Raw genomic sequence first — 20470 nt, 5'->3', positions numbered from 1 at the left:
TGATTACATTTAATTAAGCAAAACAAAAGTGAATTCGCATATCCTTTTTATTGATACGGAAACTACCGATATACCGAAGCGGTGGGATTTACCTTATTCCGAAACAGGAAACTGGCCCTCTGCAGTGCAGATTTCATGGATCATCTGTTCTGCTGAAGGAACTGAAATCAAAAGAGAAAATCATTATGTATTTGAAGAAGACCTTGAAATTGCTGAGCGATCACTGAAAGTTCACGGCATTACCAGAGACTTTCTGAAAATATACGGAAAATCCCGTAAAGATGTGCTGAAAATACTTATAGATGATATTCAGAAATATGCTCCTTTGATAACCGGGCATTTTATCGAGTTTGATCTCCACGTTTTAGGTACCGATCTCTTCAGGGCAGGTCTGGAAAATCCTTTTAAAAACAGCTTCTTTTACTGTACAATGCTTAAAAGCAAACAATATATTTTTAATCCGAGGATTGAGTATATGCGTTTGCCTCAGCTTTATAATCACCTGTTTGGTGAAACAATGGAAAATTCACACAATGCATTAATTGATGCTGAAATTACGGCAAAATGTTTTTTTGAAATAGACCGCAAAGCTAAAATTTCAGAGAAAGATTTTAATGATATCCATTGGGCTGTTTTTAAAAAGATAAAATTCCCAACCTCGAAAATAATATCAATATAATGATGGATCCCACACAGCTTTTAAAAAATACCAGGCCGTTTGACCTGCTCTCCGAAAGTATATTAGCCGAGGTTTCAGAATGCATGCTCAAAAAAAAATTTCATAAAGAAACATTAGCTTACCGGCAGGAAGTTACAGAAATGCAGGGTGTTGATATTATTGTTCAGGGTGAATATGAAACCTTTTTCTTTGATTCTTCGGAAAATAAAAGATGCATTGAAATTCATCATTCACCTTATTGTTTCGGAGGTATTTCCGTAGTGCTCAACAGGGTGCGTGCATTAAAATCGGCGATAGCAAAAAAGGGAACGGTGGTCTATACGCTTCCTAAAAAGGAGTTTATGGAATTATGCAGCTCCAATGAAGATTTCTTCCATTACTTTACTTCAGAATTTGGAAAAAGAATGTTGGATGAAGAGTTTTCCCATTTCGTCAAAACACCCGCTTCCTTTGAGGAAAGTTACTTTGCGGCAGATCAGCTGTACTCCAGAAAGATAGAAGGTATTGACTACAAAAGCATTGTTTCATGTGAAGAGAATACACCTATTTATGAAGCTGCGAAAATAATGGCTGAAAATAAAGTAAGCTGCCTGTTTATAAAGGATCAGAGTAATAAAAAGATGGTAGGATATGTTACGGATATTACACTGAGAGATCGTGTGATTGCAGAGTGCAAAGACCCATTGGCACCCATTAGTGAGGTGATGGATAACCCTATTGTTGCCATTTCCAGCGATGCTTATCTGTATGAAGCCATACTGATGATGTTCAAAACAAAAACAAGATATTTACTGATCGAAAAAGAAGGGGAGATTCTGGGGTTTCTCAGCAGAAACCGCCTGTTGAGTGAGCAGGCTCAGTCTCCTTTGGTATTTATTCAGTCGGTAAAGCTGGCCCAGAGTATCGATGAATTACGCAGAAAATGGCTTCAGGTGCCGGATATTATCAACCAACTGCTGGGAAGGGGCGTTCATGGGGAAATAGCCAGTAAAATAATTACCACCATTGCAGATACCATTACAGTAAAAGTAATTGAAAATGTCATTCGGCAGATCGGAAAACCGCCTGCAAAATTTGTTTTCATGGTGACGGGAAGTGAAGGAAGAAGAGAGCAGACGCTGAGTACTGATCAGGATAACGGCATTATATATGAAGACAGGGCAAATGAACACAGAGAAACGGTTCGGGAATATTTTCTCAGTTTTGCCAAAAAGGTATCGGATGATCTGAATACCATAGGATTTGTATACTGTAAAGGAGAATTTATGGCAAGCAATCCGAAATGGACCCATTCATTATCCCACTGGAAGAGAAATTATGAAGAATGGATCAATGAAACAGTTCCTGAAGATGCCATGAAATTTTCTACGTTTTTCGACTGCAGGTCCATTTACGGGGAAGAATCTATTATTGATGAGCTTAAAGATTTTATCAAAGAAAAACTGGCTGTACCCAACGAAAGATTTTTTACCTTCATCGCAAAGAATGCACTTCAATATGAACCTCCTTTAACGTTTTTCAAAAAGATAAAGACCCAGACCATTGATAAGGCCGAAGTTTTTGACATTAAAACAGCCATGAGTCCCATTGTAGACCTGATTCGGGTATATGCACTACAGCATCAGCTAGACAGCGAAAATACGGGCGAAAGAATGAAGCTGCTTGAAGAAAAAGGGGTATTTAAAAAAGAACAGTATCAGGAAATTTATCATTCCTATTATTATCTGATGTCCTTAAGACTGAGAAACCAGGCAAGGCAGATCAATATAGAAAAGAAAAGCCCGGATAATTATATTGAGATCAGCCGGCTTACCAAAATAGAGCGTGTTACTCTGACGGAAATATTCAAGACCATTGGTAATTTCCAGCTGGGAATCAAAATGAAATTTACCGGAAGTTTTTAATGCGTTAAATCTTAAACATGAAGCCCTGCGCAATCTTTTTATTATATTTTTCTTCATCAAAGCGGTAAAGAAAAGACCCTTTTTTAGAAGAATTCATGTCTTTCTCATTGGTATTGACCAGAATATCCATCGCATTGATCTTGCTGGTAAAATTACGCTTGTCATACTTTTCATTAAATATGGCTTCGTAAAGGCTCTGAAGATCTTTCATCGTGAATTTTTCCGGCAGCAGTTCAAAACCTATCGGCCTTGTCGAGGCTCTTCTTCTGAGTCTTAACACAGCATCTTTTACCATTTCGTTGTGATCAAAAATAAGATGTGGACAATTTTGAAGTTCAAACCACTGGGCATTGTATTTTTCATTGATCTGAATATTCTTTTCAATATTGATCAGGGCATAATAGGATATCGAGATGATGCGGGCTGTAGGCTCACGGTCTATTTGGGTGTACGAATTCAGCTGTTCAAGATAAATATTTTCCAACCCTGTCAGAGCATTCAGGACCCTGTTGGCCGCTTCGTCAGAAGTCTCATCACTGCCGATGAAGCCTCCCATCAAAGACCATTCTCCCTTCTGGGGTTCAAAATTTCTTTTTATAAGAAGAATATTAAGGTTTTCGCCGTCAAACCCAAAAATAATACAGTCTACTGCGACCAGGTGTTTAGGATAATTTGAATAATTCTCCTTCATCTCTTGTTTGATTTTATGCAAAGGTAATTTTTTTTAGGCTGAACAGAATCATTTTAATAAATAAATGTGATATTTACACTTTTTCTGCCGGATGAACAGAAAATAGGCAATTATAACGTGTTTCCGGGAGAAAAAAAAACGACAGAAACCGGTAAATTATTTAGGAAATGCATTAAAAATAAATGAACTTAATGTTAAAATTGTGTTAAAGTTTCAGTTTTTAATAATTCTGTTCACATAGGATCAGCTTTAAAGGGATACCGTTAAAAATACGATAAGCCTCGCAAGTCTGCCACAGAGTTGCTTTCCAAAAATCTTTGTATTGATTTATATACAAATACTATAGATAGATAAGCGAAATGATTTACCGGTTTTGATATTCTTATTTTTTATGATAAGGTCTTTTTGTTTAATTGATTTTAGAGTTATTTTATGCATTATACTGTGGTGATACGGATTGGTGAAGCCCTCAAATCGTTGGGTATTCAGATTCTTTCTTTTACTTTTATAAATATTGAACGATATCTACTCATGCACAAAAACCTTTCAATAGTATTGTTAAGTTTTACTTCATTTGCCTTTGCGCAGGTAAAGCAGAAAGTCAGTTATTTTCCCCTGAATGCTGTACACTTGTCAGAAAGTATGTTCAGTAAAGCCATGCAGACAGACAGAAATTATATCATGTCTATGAATCCTGACAGGCTGTTAGCTCCTTATCTTAAAGAGGCAGGCTTAAAAACTAAAGATAATAATTACCCCAACTGGGAAAATACAGGTCTTGACGGGCATATTGGCGGACATTATATTTCAGCTCTTTCACTCATGTATGCCGCTACCGGAGATACAAAAGTTAAGCAAAGACTTGAATACATGATTGACATCCTGGAAAATTGCCAGAATGCATCCGGAAGCGGATATATTTCAGGAATCCCGGCCGGCAAAAAGATCTGGAAAGAAATAGCAGAAGGAAATATCCGGGCTTCAGGGTTCGGGTTAAATGATCGCTGGGTTCCGCTTTACAATATTCACAAAATCTATGCAGGTTTGCGCGATGCCTATTGGTATGCAGGAAGTGATAAAGCAAAAAAAATGCTGATCAGGCTTACCGACTGGATGATTAACGAAGTTTCCGGACTTTCCGATCAGCAGATTCAGGAAATGTTGAAGAGTGAGCATGGCGGGTTGAATGAGGTTTTTGCAGATGTTTATGAAATCACACAGGATAAAAAATACCTGCAGCTTGCCCACAGGTTTTCACATCAAGCGGTACTCAATCCTCTTTTGTCGGAGGAAGACAACCTTACCGGAATGCATGCCAATACACAAATCCCGAAAGTAATCGGCTACAAACGTATTGCTGATTTGGAAAATAATACAGCCTGGAGCAATGCAGCAGATTTTTTTTGGCACAACGTAACGGAAAAACGATCTTCCGTCATCGGCGGAAACAGTGTCAGTGAGCATTTTAACCCGGTAACCGATTTCAGCGGGATGATAAAAAGCATAGAAGGGCCGGAAACCTGCAATACCTATAATATGCTCAAGCTCACCAAAGCGCTGTTTGCTACGCTGCCCAAATCTTATTATATGGATTATTATGAGCGTGCATTATACAATCATATCCTTTCCACACAGAATACGGAAAAAGGAGGCTTTGTCTATTTTACACCGATGCGCCCGGGACACTACAGGGTGTATTCACAACCTGATACCAGCTTCTGGTGCTGTGTGGGCTCCGGTATGGAAAATCATGCCAAATATGGAGAAATGATTTATGCTCATTCTGATCGTGATTTATACATCAACCTGTTCATTCCTTCAGCGGTTCAATGGGCAGAAAAAAAACTTCTGCTCCGGCAGGAAAATAATTTTCCGGAAATACCGGAAACAAAACTCGTTTTTGACGTGGTGGGTAAATCTGATGTTAATTTAAAACTACGTTGCCCGGGATGGGTCATCCCTTCCGAAGTAAAAATTTCAGTAAACGGGAAAGAAGAAAAAGTACAGTCGGATTCAGCCGGATATTTTACTTTAACCAGAAAATGGAAGAAAGGGGATACGGTAGAAATGAAATTACCCATGCATCTTTCTGCCGAGCAGCTGCCGGATCATTCGGATTATTATGCATTTAAATACGGTCCGGTGGTTCTTGCTGCCAGATACGGAAAGGAGAATCAGGATGGTCTTTTTGCTGATGACAGTCGTGGCGGGCACATTGCTCACGGTACACAGATTCCACTCAATGACATACCCGTTATTATGGGGAATTCTTCAGCTGTTGTAAGTCATGTAAAACCTGCAGACGGAGAAAACCTGACTTTCAATCTTACGGGGCTTTATCCTGAAAATAAATTCAGCAGCGGATTCCAGCTGGTCCCATTCTATACAATACACGAAGAAAGATATATTATGTATTGGCCGCAAGCCGATAGAAATAAAATAGAAACCATTCAGAAACAGAAAGCCCGGGAGGAAGAAGAAACCGGGAAACTGGATAAGATGACGGCTGATAAAATCCAGTTAGGAGAGCAGCAGCCGGAAGCAGATCATTTTATGGATAGTAAAGACTCCGATACCGGATATATGGAAGACCGCCATTTCCGTAATGCCAAAAGATGGTTCAGTTATCAGATGAAAAATCCCGGAAAAGATGCAGAATATCTGTATGTATCCTATTTTGATGACAACAGCGGCCGGGTTCTTAATGTAGAGATCAATGGTCAGAAATTGATTTCCAGAAAGCTGGAAGGTAAGTCTGGAAATATATCCCAATATATTCTTTTACCCATTCCCGACTCCGAAAAAAATAAAGCAATCCTTACGGTGAAATTTTTCTCAGAAAATCAGGCTATGACTTCAAAAATAATCGAGGTAAGGCTGCTTAACCGGAAATATGAAAATAAATAATCCGTAAAAAAAGTAAAAAATTAAAATCAGATCATCAGCCATGAAAATAAATAGATCCAAAATTGTATTATTTTTTATTATCTGTACTATTTCTTTACTGCAGGCCCGCGTAAAACTGCCTGCCCTGGTCTCTGACGGAATGATTCTCCAGAGAAACCAGAAACTGAAAATCTGGGGCAAAGCAGATGCAGGAGAAAAAGTAGCGGTGAAGTTTCTCAATAAAAGCTATATGACTGCTGCCGATGAAAACGGGAACTGGAAAATTATGCTTCCCGAGCTTAAGGCAGGCGGACCGTTTACAATGACCATCAACGACATTACCCTTAAAGATATTCTGATAGGTGATGTCTGGGTAGCTTCCGGACAGTCGAATATGGAACTTCCGATGCGCAGGCTGATGCCGCTCTACGGAAATGAGATTAAAAATGCTGATAATCAGAATATACGATTTTTTACAGTTCCTCAAAAATACAATTTTAAAACAGCACAGGATGATCTGGACGGAGGGAAGTGGGAAGCTACAAATCCTCAGACTATCCTTAATTTTTCAGGAGTTGCTTATTTTTTTGCAAAGCAACTTAACGAGAAAAATAAAGTTCCGGTAGGAATTATCCACACCAGCTTGGGAGGGTCTCCGGTACAGGCCTGGATGGATGAAAACTCACTCAAAAAATACCCTGAATATCTGAATGAAGCAAAAAAATGGCAGGATGATGGCCTTATCCGGTCTACCGAATCTACCGAGCAGGCACTCAGCAAAGCCTGGTATGAAGAGCTTAATCAGAGTGATATCGGGTTAAATCAGCACTGGGAAAGTTCTGACCTTAATGATTCCGGCTGGAAGACCATGGATATTCCCGGATCATGGGAAGATAAAGAAGGGTCTTTTGATGGTTCGATATGGTTCAGAAAAGAAATTACCTTACCCAAAGGAGCTGAGAAAAAATCTGCATTTTTAAATATGGGAAGAATAAAAGATGCAGATGTGACTTACATTAACGGAGTAAAGGTAGGAAATGTAACATACGAATATCCGCCGCGCTGGTATGAAGTTCCGGCAGGCGTTTTAAAAGAAGGAAAAAATATAATTGCAGTAAAAGTCACCAACGGAAGCGGAAAAGGAGCGTTCATTGCCGATAAGCCCTATTATCTTGAAACAGACGGTCAGAAAATAGATTTAAAAGGAGAGTGGAAGTATAAAATAAGCGCTAAAATGGAGAGAATGGCTCCCGGACAAACCTTCATACGCTGGAAACCCGTAGGGCTTTATAACGCCATGATACATCCGCTCATCAATTATAAAATTACAGGTTTCCTCTGGTATCAGGGAGAAAGCAATACAGGAAAACCGGAAGAATATGCAGATTTACTCACAACAATGATTACAGACTGGCGTTCTAAATGGGATGAAAAAAATGCACCCTTCCTCATTGTACAGCTGGCTAATTTTATGGAGCAGAAAAGCCAGCCGGTGGAAAGTAACTGGGCGGAACTCAGAGAACAGCAGCGAAAAGTTTCTGTCCGTGTTCCCAATACAGGACTTGCTGTAGGCATTGATGTCGGCGAATGGAATGATATACATCCCTTAAATAAAAAAGCGATTGGGGACAGGCTCGCTTTACAGGCGTTGAAATTTGCCGGTGAAAAAAATATCGTTGCAGACGGCCCTGTCTATCAGTCCATGAAAACAGAAGGAAGTCAAATCATTCTTTCCTTTAAGCCCGGAACGGATCATTTAGCTCCGGTTTCAGAATTGAAGGGGTTTTCCATCAAATCAAATGACGGTCAGTACCAATGGGCAAAAGCCAGAATAGAAGGTAATAAGATTATAGTCTGGAACGATGGGATCAACAATCCTGTTGCAGTCAGATATGACTGGGCAGATAATCCTGACGGGAACCTTAAAAATAAAGAAGGACTTCCAGCATCACCTTTTACTACAGAATAAAATTAATTATAAACAGAATTATATACCCCGAAATGAATAATCAGCCACAAAAAATATCAGTTATAGAAAAAGTAGGTTACAGTTTAGGTGATCTCGCGGCCAATCTGGTTTTCCAGACACTGGTGACGTATCTGGCTTATTTTTACACAGATATTTACGGATTAAAAGCAGAAGATGCGTCCATTATCACCCTCGTTGTAGGATTAATTGCGGGATTCGGATTCAATCCGCTTATCGGGGCTTTGGCGGATCGTACCCATACAAAATGGGGAAAATTTCGTCCATGGATTTTATGGACGGCTGTTCCGCTTGGTCTGGCAGCTCTCTTTGCTTTCAGCACTCCCGATTTTTCTTATCAGGGCAAAATGATCTATGCAGCTGCAACCTATTCATTATTATTGTTGTTGTACGCATCCAACAATTTACCCTACGCAGCCTTGAGTGGAGTGATTACCGGTGATATGGGTGAAAGAAACAGTATTTCTTCCTACCGGTTCGTAGCGGTGATGTTTGCGCAGTTCTTTGTTCAGGTATTTATGCTGCCCATTATCCTGTCTGTAGGAAACGGTGACAAAGCTGCCGGCATAGAAACGGTAATGACATGGCTGGCTGTTATCGGTTCAGTGATGCTGTTGATCACATTCTTTACCACAAAAGAAAGGATTATTCCGAAACCTGAGCAAAAATCCAGTTTAAAAGAAGATTTAAAAGATCTTTTCGGAAACAGACCATGGATCATTATGCTGACGGTGACCGCATTTATATTTATCACACTGGCGATGAAAGGAGGGTCTTATGTGTATTATTTCAATAATTATGTGGATAGTGATTCGCTTAAAAACTTTATTTCGCCCATAACTTCTTTTTTCAACTCAATCGGAATGAATTTCTTTGGAGAAGATCCCAGATCGGCAGGCTTTGGATTATTTAATGCAGGCGGAATTATCATGATGATTGTAGGAATTACATTCTCTAAAAGATTTGCAGATAAATACGGAAAACGCGATACTTTTATCGCCTCACTTTTTATCTCCACCTTATTTGTTTTGTTTTTTATCTTTTATCCACCGAAAGCAGTAGGTATCATGTTTCTATCCCAAATCTTACACGGCTTTTTTTACGGGATCAGTACCCCGATTTTGTGGGCTATGATTGCAGATGTTGCAGACTATTCGGAATGGAAAAATAACCGCAGGGCAACAGCTATTATTTTCTCTGCTATGATGGTAGGATTAAAAGTAGGTCTAAGTATCGGCAGCTCACTTGTTGCCTTTATTATAGGTAAATATGGCTACATCTCTACCGGCGGAACGGAAAATGTAATTCAGCCTGAAACCGTAGCGGAAGGATCAAGATTGCTGGTCAGTATATTTCCTTCCATACCGTTCTTTATCGCCTGCGGACTGCTCTTATTCTATAAAATAAATAAGAAAATGGAAATCCAGATTGAAAAAGAACTGGCGGAAAGAAGAAAATAAAAATGATCAGCTTTAATAGGAGAATAAAAATAATATGAAACGTATAATTTCAATAGTGGTTGTTGCGACTCTTGGGTATTCCTGTAAAACAGCAAATGCTAACCACTCGGATGCTTCACTCAAAACAGCTTATAAAAATAAATTCTACATCGGAACAGCCATGAGCCTGCCCCAGATTGACGGAACTGATGCGAAAGCAGTGCAGATCATTAAAAATCAATTCAGCTCCATAGTTGCTGAGAACTGCATGAAAAGCATGTTCCTTCAGCCACAGGAAGGTGAATTTTTTTTCGATGATGCGGACAGATTTGTTTCTTTCGGAGAGAAAAATAATATGTTTATTATAGGCCATACCTTAATCTGGCACTCCCAGTTACCCAAATGGTTTTTTACAGATCAAAACGGGAAAGAGGTGTCGCCCGAGGTTCTGAAGCAGAGAATGAAAAGCCATATTACGACTGTTGTTTCCCGGTACAAAGGAAGAGTGAAAGGCTGGGATGTAGTGAATGAGGCGATCATGGAAGACGGTTCTTACCGGAAATCCAAGTTCTACGAAATCCTGGGGGAAGAATTTATTCCTTTGGCATTTCAGTATGCTCATGAAGCTGATCCGGATGCGGAACTGTATTACAACGATTATAACGAATGGCATCCTGGTAAAGTGGCAACTGTGGTAAAAATGGTTAAAGACTTTAAATCCAGAGGAATCCGTATCGATGGGGTAGGAATGCAGGCACATGTGGGAATGGATTCACCCTCAATGGAAGAATATGAGAAAGCCATTCTTGCTTATTCCCAGGCGGGAGTGAAAGTTAATATCACAGAGCTGGAGATCAGTGCTTTACCTTCACCGTGGGGCAGTTCCGCCAATATTTCAGATACGGTTGCCTTTAAAAAAGAAATGAACCCTTACACAAATGGTCTTCCTGCGGGTGTGGAATCCCGGTGGGAAAACCGCTATCTCGACTTTTTCCGCCTGTTTTTAAAGAATAAAGATAAAATCAGAAGAGTGACATTATGGGGTGTTACCGATAAACAGTCCTGGAAAAATGATTTTCCCGTAAAAGGAAGAACTGACTACCCATTGCTTTTTGACAGAAAAGACCAGGCAAAACCTGTTGTAGAGAAAATTATAAAATTGGCAGAAAAAAATTAATTGTAAATAAGAATTTCAAGTTATCATCATGAAAAAATCAAAATATTTATTTCCTAAAGATTATATGGCAGATCCTTCCGTACATGTTTTTGAAGATAAACTGTACATTTATCCGTCTCACGACCGTGAAAGCGGAATCGAAGAAAATGACAACGGAGATCATTTCGATATGAATGATTATCATGTATTCTCATTGGATGATATAGATAATGGTGAAATTACGGATCATGGAGCGGTACTTTCTGTGAAAGATATCCCGTGGGCCGGACGTCAGCTGTGGGATTGTGATGTAGCCTTCAAAAATGGAAAATACTATATGTACTTTCCTTTAAAAGATAAAAATGATATTTTCCGTATCGGAGTGGCAGTAAGTGACAAACCTTACGGACCTTTCGTACCTGAAAAACATCCCATGATGGGAAGCTACAGCATAGATCCCTGTATTTTTGAAGATAACGGGAAATATTATATGTATTTCGGAGGAATATGGGGTGGGCAGCTCCAACGTTACAGGAACAATAAAGCATTGGAATCAGCGGTGATTCCCGCGGATAATGAACCTGCGATCAGTTCAAAGATTGCTTTGCTGAGTGAAGATATGCTGGAATTTGCAGAAGAGCCGAAAGATGTTCTGATTATTGACAAAGACGGAAATCCACTGCTTCATGGTGATGAGCATCGTTTTTTCGAAGCTTCATGGGTACACAGACACAATGGCACCTATTATTTCTCATATTCTACAGGAGATACCCATCTTCTGTGCTATGCAACAGGAGATAATCCCTATGGACCATTTACTTATCAGGGCGTTATTCTTACACCGGTGGTAGGGTGGACAACCCACCACAGCATTGTTGAGTTCAAAGGAAAATGGTATCTGTTTTATCATGACAGTGTTCCGAGTGGAGGAAGAACATGGCTTAGAAGTATGAAAGTCATTGAGCTTGAATATAATGAAGACGGAACCATCCAAACCATTCAGGGGCTGGATTAATAAAAATATATAATCTGATCAAATAAAAAACCGGCATGCGTAATTTCCGTTTCTATATCACTCTATTATTGTTGTTTCCGTTGCTGCTTTCCGCAGAAGACGGCAGCAGGCTCTGGCTTCGTTTCCCTGATACACAAAAAGGAATTTCGGCGGACAAAATTATTTCTAAAGGAAAAAGTCCAACCATTGATATTGCCAGAAAAGAGCTGATCAGGCATTGGCAGGGACAGTCTGTAGAACTCCGTACCGAAAAATCGCTGACAAACCTGAAAGACGGCTTCAAAATTACCTCTACCCCTGAAAAAATTACCATTTCTGCCGGAAAAGAAATCGGGCTGTTATACGGAGTCTATCATATTCTCCGGCTTCAGCAGACGAAATCTGACATTAAAAATATAAATAGTACAGAAAAGCCTTCATACGATGTAAGGATCCTGAATCACTGGGATAACCTTGACGGAAGCATTGAAAGAGGATATGCCGGCCGATCTTTATGGAAATGGGAACAACTGCCGGGTACTATTTCTCCCCGGTATCAGGAATATGCAAGAGCCAATGCTTCCATAGGCATTAATGCTGTTGTTCTTAATAACGTCAACACATCACCGAATATGCTGCGAACGGATTACCTGGTAAAAGTAAAGGCACTGGCGGACATCTTTCGCCCATATGGGATAAAAGTGTATCTATCGGTCAATTTTTCATCACCTAAAGTATTGGGAAACCTTGAAAATTCAGATCCCTTAAACAAAGAGGTACAGAAATGGTGGAAAGACAAAGCTTCCGAAATTTATAAACTAATCCCGGATTTCGGAGGATTTCTGGTAAAAGCCAATTCCGAAGGACAGCCGGGACCACAGGATTACGGAAGAACCCATGCAGACGGAGCCAATATGATGGCTGATGTTCTGAAACCCTACGGCGGAATTGTGATGTGGCGGGCTTTTGTGTACAGTCCGAGCAAAGATGACAGAGCCAAGCAGGCCCATCTGGAATTTGTGCCCTTAGACGGTCAATTCAGGGATAATGTCATTATACAGATTAAAAACGGACCCGTTGATTTTCAGCCTCGTGAACCTTTTAATCCCTTGTTCGGGGCACTCAGAAAGACTTCCGAAATGGTGGAATTTCAGATTACCCAGGAATATCTCGGATTTTCCAATCATTTGGTGTATCTCGCGCCTTTATTGAAAGAAACTTTGGAAAGTGATACGTACTCAGAAGGCAAAGGCTCTACCATTGCTAAAATTACGGACGGCACATTAAGACCTGCAAAAATTACCGCCATTTCTGCTGTTGCCAATATCGGGGAAGATAAAAACTGGACCGGCCATCATTTTGCACAGGCCAACTGGTATGCATTCGGAAGACTGGCCTGGAATCATGAGCTCACCTCCGAACAGATTGCTGATGAATGGATCAGGATGACCTTTACAGACGACCGGAATTTCCTGGATCCGGTAAAACAAATGATGCTTTCATCAAGAGAAACCGCTGTAGATTATATGATGCCGCTTGGCTTACACCATATTTTTGCCGGAGGTCATCATTACGGCCCGGAACCGTGGGGAGATTACAAAGGCGTAAGACCGGACTGGTCTCCGGTTTATTACCATAAGGCGGATATTCAGGGGATCGGATTCGACAGAACAAAGAGCGGAAGCAATGCGGTTTCCCAGTACTTTCCGCCATTAAATGAAACCTATGGAAATCTAAAAACCTGTCCGGAAAATCTCATTCTTTGGTTCCATCATGTTCCCTGGGATTACAAAATGAATGATGGAAAAACTTTATGGGATGAATTGTGTTATAAATACGAAAGCGGCGTGCAACAAGTACGTGAATATCAGAAAACATGGGATACAATGGAACCTTATGTAGATAGAGAACGTTTTATGGCAGTTCAGTCAAAGCTGAAAATTCAGTCAAAAGACGCCGTCTGGTGGAAAGATGCCTGTCTGCTTTATTTTCAGACTTTTTCAAAGATGCCGATTCCTTACGGTATAGAGCCTCCGGTTCACAAGCTTGAAGATCTGAAGAAAATTAAACTTGATATGACCCATCATAATTAAAATACACTTATCAATAGATTTTCAAAGAATGCTTCATAGTAGCTTATTGCTTTAAAATACAGCAGTCGGATTTTAAAAATTTTGCGTTATAAAAAGTGGTGATAGTTACCTTAAAAAAAAGCAACCCATTCTCCGTGATTTAAAAAAGAAGGGTTGCATCAGACAAAATTTGATTGTACGTAAAATTTATATTCCGCTGCAAAATGAGCAGAATTGTCTATAATATAATTAGTTGAAATATAAGGTTTAAAAAGATGGTCTTAGGGAAATAACCTTGTTGAAAGTATTTCCGTTTTGTTCAACGCTGATAATATAATTTTCAGAAGTATTCGGATTCAGATTAAAAGTCAGGTCAAATTCTCCATCAACGCTTTTTTTGTTGGAAGTATAATAAACATTGTCTGAAAAATCAGACACGGAAACCTGGATGCCGTTTTTCAGGCCGGACATATGCAGCTTTACGACATTCCCCGAAACGTTATATTGCGGCTTACTGATATCTGTAACAGGTGTTTTTTCAACCAGCATGGTGTTGTTTCTGCTGATGCTTATTTTATATTTTTCAATTTTATAATCAGACTCAGCCACCAGGTAGTAAGTCCCTGTAGACAGATTCGCAAGGTCATAAGATTTTGCGATATGATCTTCAACGCCTGTTTTCTCGGAAAATAATTCTCCGTCTACATCATTGTAGATCAACAGTGAGATATTTTGTGCATTGGATACTTCAAAATTTAAAGTTTTAGCCGTTACATTTCCAAAAGAAAGCGTAAAGTCTTTGTCTTTACTCATCAAACTTGCTGAGATCAATAAGAATCCGGCAAGAAAGCCATATTTTAATAATTTATTCATAATGGTAAGTTTTTTATTATCAGCTATTTATATTGCAAATATAAAGCGGTAATTCATAGTATTCTACAAGATAATTTTCATATATATGTTTTATTTTAACCTTGTATTGGTGTTAATTATATTTTAATTGTTAAATTTGTGCATATAAACTTGTTTATGATGAAACACTCAAATCCCGCATTTGAAATCATTAATCCTAATATCGGAAGCAGTTTTACCAGTCTGAAATTTCTTCGGAACGGTAACATTAAATCCCATGTATGGCATTATCATCCTGAGGTTGAGTTGATTTTTGTCTGCGGAGGTTCTGGAAAAAGACAGATCGGGAGTAATATTTCCTATTTTTCAGACGGAGACCTGGTGCTGATTGGAAGCAACCTGCCACATTGCGGCTTAACAAACGAGAATACGAATAATGAATATGAGATGGTGCTTCAGTTTAAACCTGATTTTTTGGGCGATGCGCTCTGGAAAGCTCCGGAAATGAACAGGATTGCAAGCCTGCTCGATAAATCCAAAGCCGGAATAGTGTACGGTGAAGAGGTGAAAAAACAGGTTGGGAATAAAATTGTACAGATGCATGAAGCTTCTTCGCTCGATAAGCTTCTCCGGTTTTTGGAGATTCTGGACACACTTGCCACGACGCAGGACTACAGAATTCTGAATGCCGGAAAATACTATCTGCAGACTCAGGTAGAGGATAATGAAAGGATAAATATTATTTTCAATTTTGTAAAAGACCATTTCAGAGAGCAGATCACATTGGATGAGATGGCAGAATTGGCCAATATGAAGGTTCCTTCCTTCTGCCGGTATTTTAAAAAAATCACCAATAAAACCTTTACCCAGTTTGTGAATGAATACAGGATCACACACGCTCTGAAGCTGCTTGCAGAACAGCCTTTAAGCATTACGGAAGTCTGCTTTGAATCCGGGTTCAACAATTTCAGCTATTTTAATAAAACCTTTAAGGAATATATCAAAAAAAGTCCTTCCCAATACAGAAAAGAATTCAATTATTTTATTGAATAAGAAAATTTCCGGATTAAGAATGATAAAAACTTAAATAATAAAGCATCCGATTAAATAAAATAAGTGTAACTTTAACACTTATAAAATTAACGCTATATTATTTATGAAATTTTTTATTGACACGGCTAATCTTGCTATGATAGAGGAAGCCAATGCTTTGGGTGTTTTGGACGGGGTTACTACAAACCCTTCACTTATGGCAAAAGAAGGTATTTCCGGAAAAGAAGATATATTAAATCACTACCTGAGTATCTGTGAAATTGTAGACGGAGATGTAAGTGCCGAAGTTTTAGGAGTTACTTATGAAGAAATGATCACAGAAGGAGAGGAGCTTGCAGCTTTGAATCCTCAGATTGTTGTGAAAGTTCCTGTGACTAAGGACGGGATCAGGGCAATCAGGTATTTTTCAGAAAAAGGAATCAAGACAAACTGTACTCTGGTGTTTTCTGCGGGGCAGGCTTTACTTGCTGCAAAAGCGGGAGCTACTTATGTCTCTCCGTTTCTGGGAAGGCTGGATGATGTATCTACCGATGGCCTTCACCTGATCGAAGAGATCAGAACCATTTATGATAATTATGGATATGAAACTCAGATCCTGGCTGCATCCGTAAGACACAGCATGCATATCATCAACTGTGCAAAATTAGGTGCGGATGTGGTTACGTGCCCTTTACAGCCTATATTGTCATTGCTGAAACATCCGCTTACTGATAGTGGTTTGGAACAGTTTATCAAAGATTCAGAAAAAATGAAACACTAATATGACAGATCATACAATTTCAAAACTGAAAAATATTGCTTCACAGGTAAGAAGAGATATTGTAAGAATGGTGCATGCCTGCCAGTCCGGCCATCCGGGGGGCTCTCTTGGCTGTACCGATTTTCTGGTAGCCCTTTATTTTGATAAGATGAAAAGAAAAGAAGGGTTTGATATGACAGGAAAAGGAGAAGATGTCTTTTATCTTTCCAATGGACATATTTCTCCGGTTTTCTACAGTGTTCTGGCTCATGCCGGATATTTTGAAAAATCTGAACTGAAAACTTTCCGCAAATTGAATTCCAGGCTGCAGGGGCATCCCACTACCCATGAGCATCTTCCGGGAGTACGCATTGCTTCAGGATCTTTAGGACAGGGAATGTCTGTTGCCATAGGTCATGCCCTTGGTAAAAAACTGAATAAGGACGAGAATCTTGTTTTCAGCCTTCATGGAGATGGTGAGCTGCAGGAAGGGCAAATCTGGGAAGCCATCATGTATGCCTCTCACAATAAAGTTGATAATCTTATTGCTACAGTAGATTATAACGGCCAACAGATTGACGGACCTACTTCAAAAGTTTTATCACTCGGAAATCTTAAGGCAAAATTTGAAGCTTTTGACTGGAAAGTATTGGAGGCTGAGAAAGGAAATGATATAGAAGAGGTTCTGAAAGTCTTGGATGAAGCAAAATCTTTGGCATTTAAAGGACAGCCTGTCTGCATTCTCCTGAAAACTGAAATGGGATATGGAGTAGATTATATGATGGGAAGCCACGCATGGCACGGGAAAGCCCCGAATGATGAGCAGCTGGCAAAAGCACTGGAACAACTGGAAGAAACCCTTGGAGACTATTAAACAATTATGAAAAAATATACGTATACAGAAAAAAAAGATACCCGGAGCGGCTTTGGAGAAGGCCTGGCGGAGCTTGCAGATAAAAATCCGGAGGTTGTAGCCCTTTGTGCAGATCTCGTCGGGTCTCTGAAAATGGAAAAATTCATTGAAAAAGCTCCGGAAAGATTTTTCCAGATCGGGATTGCAGAAGCCAATATGATCGGGATCGCAGCAGGATTGGCTATAGAAGGGAAAATCCCGTTTACAGGAACGTTTGCCAACTTCTCTACGGGAAGGGTATATGACCAGATCCGCCAGTCGGTGGCTTATTCAGATAAAAATGTAAAAATCTGTGCTTCCCATGCAGGCCTTACCCTCGGTGAAGACGGAGCGACACATCAGATCCTTGAAGATATCGGTCTTATGAAAATGCTTCCAGGAATGACGGTTATCAATACCTGCGATTTTAACCAGACAAAAGCTGCCACACTTGCCATAGCAGATTATGACGGTCCCGTATACCTCCGTTTCGGAAGGCCGGTGCTTCCTGTTTTTACTCCGGAAGATCAGAAATTTGAGATCGGTAAAGCCTGGATGGTAAACGAAGGTAAGGATGTAACGATTATAGCAACCGGACATTTGGTTTGGGAAGCCATTAAAGCAGGGGAAATATTGGAAGAGCAAGGTATTGATGCTGAAATTATTAATATTCATACCATTAAACCGTTGGATGCCGGAGCAATCCTTGACTCAGTGAAAAAAACAGGCTGTGTTGTTACAGCAGAAGAGCACAACAGACTGGGAGGTTTGGGAGACAGTGTAGCCCAACTTTTAATCACGAATTACTTAGTTCCCCAGGAGTATGTAGCTGTTGATGATACCTTCGGAGAAAGCGGAACACCTGAACAGCTGATGGAAAAATACGGACTTAATGCTGATGCTATTGTAAAAGCCGTCATAAAAGTGATTCAAAGAAAAGAAAAATAAAATAGTTTTCGGAATGAATTTATTAGTTTTATAGTCTGATATATTCATTTCAGTAAAGAAAAAATACCATGCACGAACAGCTGATCAGCTCAACTACAAAAACATTCAGATCTGAATTTGATGCAGAGCCGGAACATATTTTTCTTTCCCCGGGAAGAATCAATATAATCGGTGAGCATGTGGATTACAGCGATGGTTTTGTATTGCCTGCTGCCATAGATAAATACATTTGTTTTGCTGTCCGGAAGATTCCGGATACCCATATCTGTAAAATTGTTGCCAAAGATTTAGGGGAACAATATTCCTTTGATGTCACCCTTCAGGCTGAACCGGTTGAGCAGTTGTGGATGAACTTTATTTTAGGAGTTTACAGCCAGGTACAGAAGATGAAGGAGCAACTGTGCGGGATGGAAGTCGTTTTCAGCAGTACGATTCCAATGGGATCTGGGCTTTCTTCTTCAGCAGCTCTTGAATGCGGTTTTGCATACATACTGAATACACTATTTGATCTTCAGCTTTCAAAAAATGAAATTGCACTGATCGGGCAAAAATCAGAACACACCTTTGTTGGAGTACAGTGTGGGATTATGGACCAGTTTGCTTCAGTTTTCGGGAAGGAAAACAATGCAATAATGCTGGACTGCCACTCACTGGAATATGAATACTATAACGCAAATCTTGAGGGATATGGTCTGGTGCTGTTCGACAGTTGTGTAAAGCACAGTCATCTTACCTCCGGCTATAACGAAAGAAGAAAAGATGTGGAGCGTGGCAAAGCGGTTTTAGGAAAACGGTTTCCTGACGTAAAAAAATTCAGGGACTTTACTTTGTCAATGTTGAATGAAGTGAAAAATGAAATGGGCGCTATTTCCTACAAAAGATGTCTGTATCTTTTAAAAGAAACCCAACGGGTTAAAAAAGCAGCTGAAGCCTTATCACAAAGAAATATTGAGCATCTTGGACAACTGCTCACCGAAACACATCACGGACTTTCGACTGAATTTGAGGTAAGCTGCCAGGAAATTGATTTCCTGGTAGAAGAAGCCCTGAAAGAAGAAGGCGTGATGGGAGCCCGGATTATGGGCGGTGGATTTGGCGGATGCAGTATTAATCTGATACAGGAGAATAAGATCAATGACGTGATCGATAGTGTAAAAGAAAAGTATCTGAAGAAATTTAATATTGAAATGAAAGTTTATCAGGTTAAAATCTCTGAAGGAATAAAAGAATATACCTCCAATGAATACATCATTTGACAGTAAAAAACATCCCCACAGAAGATATAATCCGCTTTTGGATGAATGGATACTGGTTTCACCACAGCGGGCCAACCGTCCCTGGCAAGGGCAGAAAGAGAAAGTAACGGAAGAAGACCTTCCTACGCATGACCCGTCTTGTTACCTGTGTTCCGGAAATTTACGCGTAAACGGAAGCCGGAATCCCGAATACAAAGGAACCTATGTTTTTGATAATGATTTTGGAGCTTTACTGAGCGAGCAAGTGGAATCACCACCGGACACCGGCTTTTTTTTTACCTCTAAACCCGAAAGGGGGATCAACAGGGTGATCTGCTTTTCTCAAGATCACAGTCTCACGCTGCCGGAAATGTCTCTGGACGAAATAAAAAAGGTGGTCGATCTGTGGCAGGATCAGTACAGAGAACTGGAAGCGCTTGATTACATTAATTATATACAGATTTTTGAAAATAAAGGAAGCATTATGGGATGCAGCAATCCTCATCCGCATGGCCAGATCTGGGCACAGTCTTCCATTCCGACCTTGGTTGCCAAAACCCAGGAAAATTTTAAAGCTTACTTTGAAAAGCATAACCGTTCTTTATTACAGGATTATCTGACTGAAGAAATTAAAGCCGGGGAACGGATTGTCCTGGAAAATGATTACTTTGCGGTGCTGGTTCCTTTTTGGGCAGCCTGGCCTTATGAAACAATGATTGTCAGTAAAAGGAAGATGGGAAATATCACACAGTTTACGGAAGAGGAAAAATGGTCTTATGCAGAAATATTGAAGAATATTACCATAAAATATGATAATCTTTTTGAAACGTCTTTTCCATATTCTGCCGGGATTCATCAGTCTCCGGCTGACGGAAAAGACCATCCTGAATGGCATTTTCATATGCATTTTTATCCACCCTTACTTCGAAGCATAGAAGTGAAA

Annotated in this window: 16 protein-coding genes; 14 read left to right on the top strand and 2 right to left on the bottom strand. The window is 39.7% G+C overall.

Going from position 1 to position 20470, the window contains the following annotated elements; all coding sequences use genetic code 11:
- Positions 1-28 precede the first annotated feature (28 nt).
- Positions 29-679 (top strand): 3'-5' exonuclease, encoded by a 651-nt coding sequence (locus tag AB8P06_RS05385; protein ID WP_369838925.1) that lies wholly within the window; start codon positions 29-31, stop codon positions 677-679.
- The gene (locus tag AB8P06_RS05380) at positions 679-2583 is read left to right on the top strand and encodes a DUF294 nucleotidyltransferase-like domain-containing protein (protein WP_369838922.1); all 1905 of its coding nucleotides are present in this window, start codon (positions 679-681) and stop codon (positions 2581-2583) included. The genes AB8P06_RS05385 and AB8P06_RS05380 overlap by 1 nt, the downstream gene beginning before the upstream one ends.
- 4 nt (positions 2584-2587) lie before the next feature.
- Here AB8P06_RS05380 and AB8P06_RS05375 read toward each other — a convergent pair whose 3' ends face one another.
- Positions 2588-3274, bottom strand: coding sequence for an NUDIX hydrolase (locus AB8P06_RS05375; RefSeq protein WP_369838919.1), 687 nt, complete (start codon positions 3272-3274; stop codon positions 2588-2590).
- A gap of 531 nt (positions 3275-3805) precedes the next feature.
- Between AB8P06_RS05375 and AB8P06_RS05370 the strand changes: the two genes are divergently transcribed.
- From AB8P06_RS05370 to AB8P06_RS05345, 6 genes are read left to right on the top strand one after another with little or no spacing between them, the layout of a single operon-like run.
- Positions 3806-6181, top strand: coding sequence for a beta-L-arabinofuranosidase domain-containing protein (locus tag AB8P06_RS05370; RefSeq protein WP_369838916.1), 2376 nt, complete (start codon positions 3806-3808; stop codon positions 6179-6181).
- Between the two features lie 40 nt (positions 6182-6221).
- Positions 6222-8129, top strand: coding sequence for a sialate O-acetylesterase (locus AB8P06_RS05365; protein WP_369838913.1), 1908 nt, complete (start codon positions 6222-6224; stop codon positions 8127-8129).
- 32 nt (positions 8130-8161) lie between these two features.
- Complete coding sequence (locus AB8P06_RS05360; protein WP_369838910.1) at positions 8162-9607, top strand: MFS transporter; 1446 nt, start codon at positions 8162-8164, stop codon at positions 9605-9607.
- A gap of 34 nt (positions 9608-9641) precedes the next feature.
- The gene (locus AB8P06_RS05355; RefSeq protein WP_369838907.1) at positions 9642-10763 is read left to right on the top strand and encodes an endo-1,4-beta-xylanase; all 1122 of its coding nucleotides are present in this window, start codon (positions 9642-9644) and stop codon (positions 10761-10763) included.
- 28 nt (positions 10764-10791) lie between these two features.
- Positions 10792-11757 carry a glycoside hydrolase family 43 protein gene (locus tag AB8P06_RS05350; RefSeq protein ID WP_369838904.1) on the top strand — a complete coding sequence of 322 codons (966 nt, stop codon included), beginning with the start codon at positions 10792-10794 and terminating at the stop codon, positions 11755-11757.
- 35 nt (positions 11758-11792) lie between these two features.
- Positions 11793-13829 carry an alpha-glucuronidase gene (locus tag AB8P06_RS05345; RefSeq protein WP_369838902.1) on the top strand — a complete coding sequence of 679 codons (2037 nt, stop codon included), beginning with the start codon at positions 11793-11795 and terminating at the stop codon, positions 13827-13829.
- A gap of 246 nt (positions 13830-14075) precedes the next feature.
- Here AB8P06_RS05345 and AB8P06_RS05340 read toward each other — a convergent pair whose 3' ends face one another.
- On the bottom strand, positions 14076-14681 hold the full coding sequence (locus AB8P06_RS05340; protein ID WP_369838899.1) for a hypothetical protein: 606 nt from the start codon (positions 14679-14681) through the stop codon (positions 14076-14078).
- A gap of 159 nt (positions 14682-14840) precedes the next feature.
- Between AB8P06_RS05340 and AB8P06_RS05335 the strand changes: the two genes are divergently transcribed.
- The 6 genes from AB8P06_RS05335 to AB8P06_RS05310 all read left to right on the top strand — a co-directional run.
- Positions 14841-15713, top strand: a complete 873-nt coding sequence (locus AB8P06_RS05335; protein WP_369840041.1) for an AraC family transcriptional regulator — start codon at positions 14841-14843, stop codon at positions 15711-15713.
- Between the two features lie 103 nt (positions 15714-15816).
- Positions 15817-16473 (top strand): fructose-6-phosphate aldolase, encoded by a 657-nt coding sequence (gene fsa / locus AB8P06_RS05330; protein WP_369838896.1) that lies wholly within the window; start codon positions 15817-15819, stop codon positions 16471-16473.
- 1 nt (position 16474) lies between these two features.
- Positions 16475-17326: a transketolase gene (locus tag AB8P06_RS05325; RefSeq protein WP_369838894.1), complete on the top strand. Its 852-nt coding sequence runs from the start codon at positions 16475-16477 to the stop codon at positions 17324-17326.
- Positions 17327-17332: 6 nt separating this feature from the next.
- Positions 17333-18292, top strand: a complete 960-nt coding sequence (locus AB8P06_RS05320) for a transketolase family protein (protein WP_369838892.1) — start codon at positions 17333-17335, stop codon at positions 18290-18292.
- Between the two features lie 68 nt (positions 18293-18360).
- Positions 18361-19548 carry a galactokinase gene (galK, locus tag AB8P06_RS05315; protein WP_369838890.1) on the top strand — a complete coding sequence of 396 codons (1188 nt, stop codon included), beginning with the start codon at positions 18361-18363 and terminating at the stop codon, positions 19546-19548.
- On the top strand, positions 19532-20470 hold a 939-nt coding region (locus AB8P06_RS05310; protein WP_369838888.1), incomplete at its 3' end, for a UDP-glucose--hexose-1-phosphate uridylyltransferase. The genes galK and AB8P06_RS05310, both read left to right, overlap by 17 nt.

This window comes from Chryseobacterium tongliaonense (assembly GCF_041224435.1).
GTDB classification, from domain to species: Bacteria; Bacteroidota; Bacteroidia; order Flavobacteriales; family Weeksellaceae; genus Chryseobacterium; species Chryseobacterium tongliaoense.
This window is presented reverse-complemented; position numbering and strand designations above follow the sequence as displayed.

What these genes read in the sequence shown, in the direction of transcription:
- AB8P06_RS05380 (WP_369838922.1), top strand. Translation starts at nt 679, where the DNA reads ATGATGGATCCCACACAGCTTTTAAAAAATACCAGGCCGTTTGACCTG.
- AB8P06_RS05335 (WP_369840041.1), top strand. Translation starts at nt 14,841, where the DNA reads ATGAAACACTCAAATCCCGCATTTGAAATCATTAATCCTAATATCGGA.
- AB8P06_RS05370 (WP_369838916.1), top strand. Translation starts at nt 3,806, where the DNA reads ATGCACAAAAACCTTTCAATAGTATTGTTAAGTTTTACTTCATTTGCC.
- AB8P06_RS05350 (WP_369838904.1), top strand. Translation starts at nt 10,792, where the DNA reads ATGAAAAAATCAAAATATTTATTTCCTAAAGATTATATGGCAGATCCT.
- AB8P06_RS05345 (WP_369838902.1), top strand. Translation starts at nt 11,793, where the DNA reads ATGCGTAATTTCCGTTTCTATATCACTCTATTATTGTTGTTTCCGTTG.
- AB8P06_RS05365 (WP_369838913.1), top strand. Translation starts at nt 6,222, where the DNA reads ATGAAAATAAATAGATCCAAAATTGTATTATTTTTTATTATCTGTACT.
- AB8P06_RS05320 (WP_369838892.1), top strand. Translation starts at nt 17,333, where the DNA reads ATGAAAAAATATACGTATACAGAAAAAAAAGATACCCGGAGCGGCTTT.
- galK (WP_369838890.1), top strand. Translation starts at nt 18,361, where the DNA reads ATGCACGAACAGCTGATCAGCTCAACTACAAAAACATTCAGATCTGAA.
- AB8P06_RS05375 (WP_369838919.1), bottom strand. Translation starts at nt 3,274, where the DNA reads ATGAAGGAGAATTATTCAAATTATCCTAAACACCTGGTCGCAGTAGAC.
- AB8P06_RS05360 (WP_369838910.1), top strand. Translation starts at nt 8,162, where the DNA reads ATGAATAATCAGCCACAAAAAATATCAGTTATAGAAAAAGTAGGTTAC.
- AB8P06_RS05355 (WP_369838907.1), top strand. Translation starts at nt 9,642, where the DNA reads ATGAAACGTATAATTTCAATAGTGGTTGTTGCGACTCTTGGGTATTCC.
- AB8P06_RS05325 (WP_369838894.1), top strand. Translation starts at nt 16,475, where the DNA reads ATGACAGATCATACAATTTCAAAACTGAAAAATATTGCTTCACAGGTA.
- AB8P06_RS05340 (WP_369838899.1), bottom strand. Translation starts at nt 14,681, where the DNA reads ATGAATAAATTATTAAAATATGGCTTTCTTGCCGGATTCTTATTGATC.
- fsa (WP_369838896.1), top strand. Translation starts at nt 15,817, where the DNA reads ATGAAATTTTTTATTGACACGGCTAATCTTGCTATGATAGAGGAAGCC.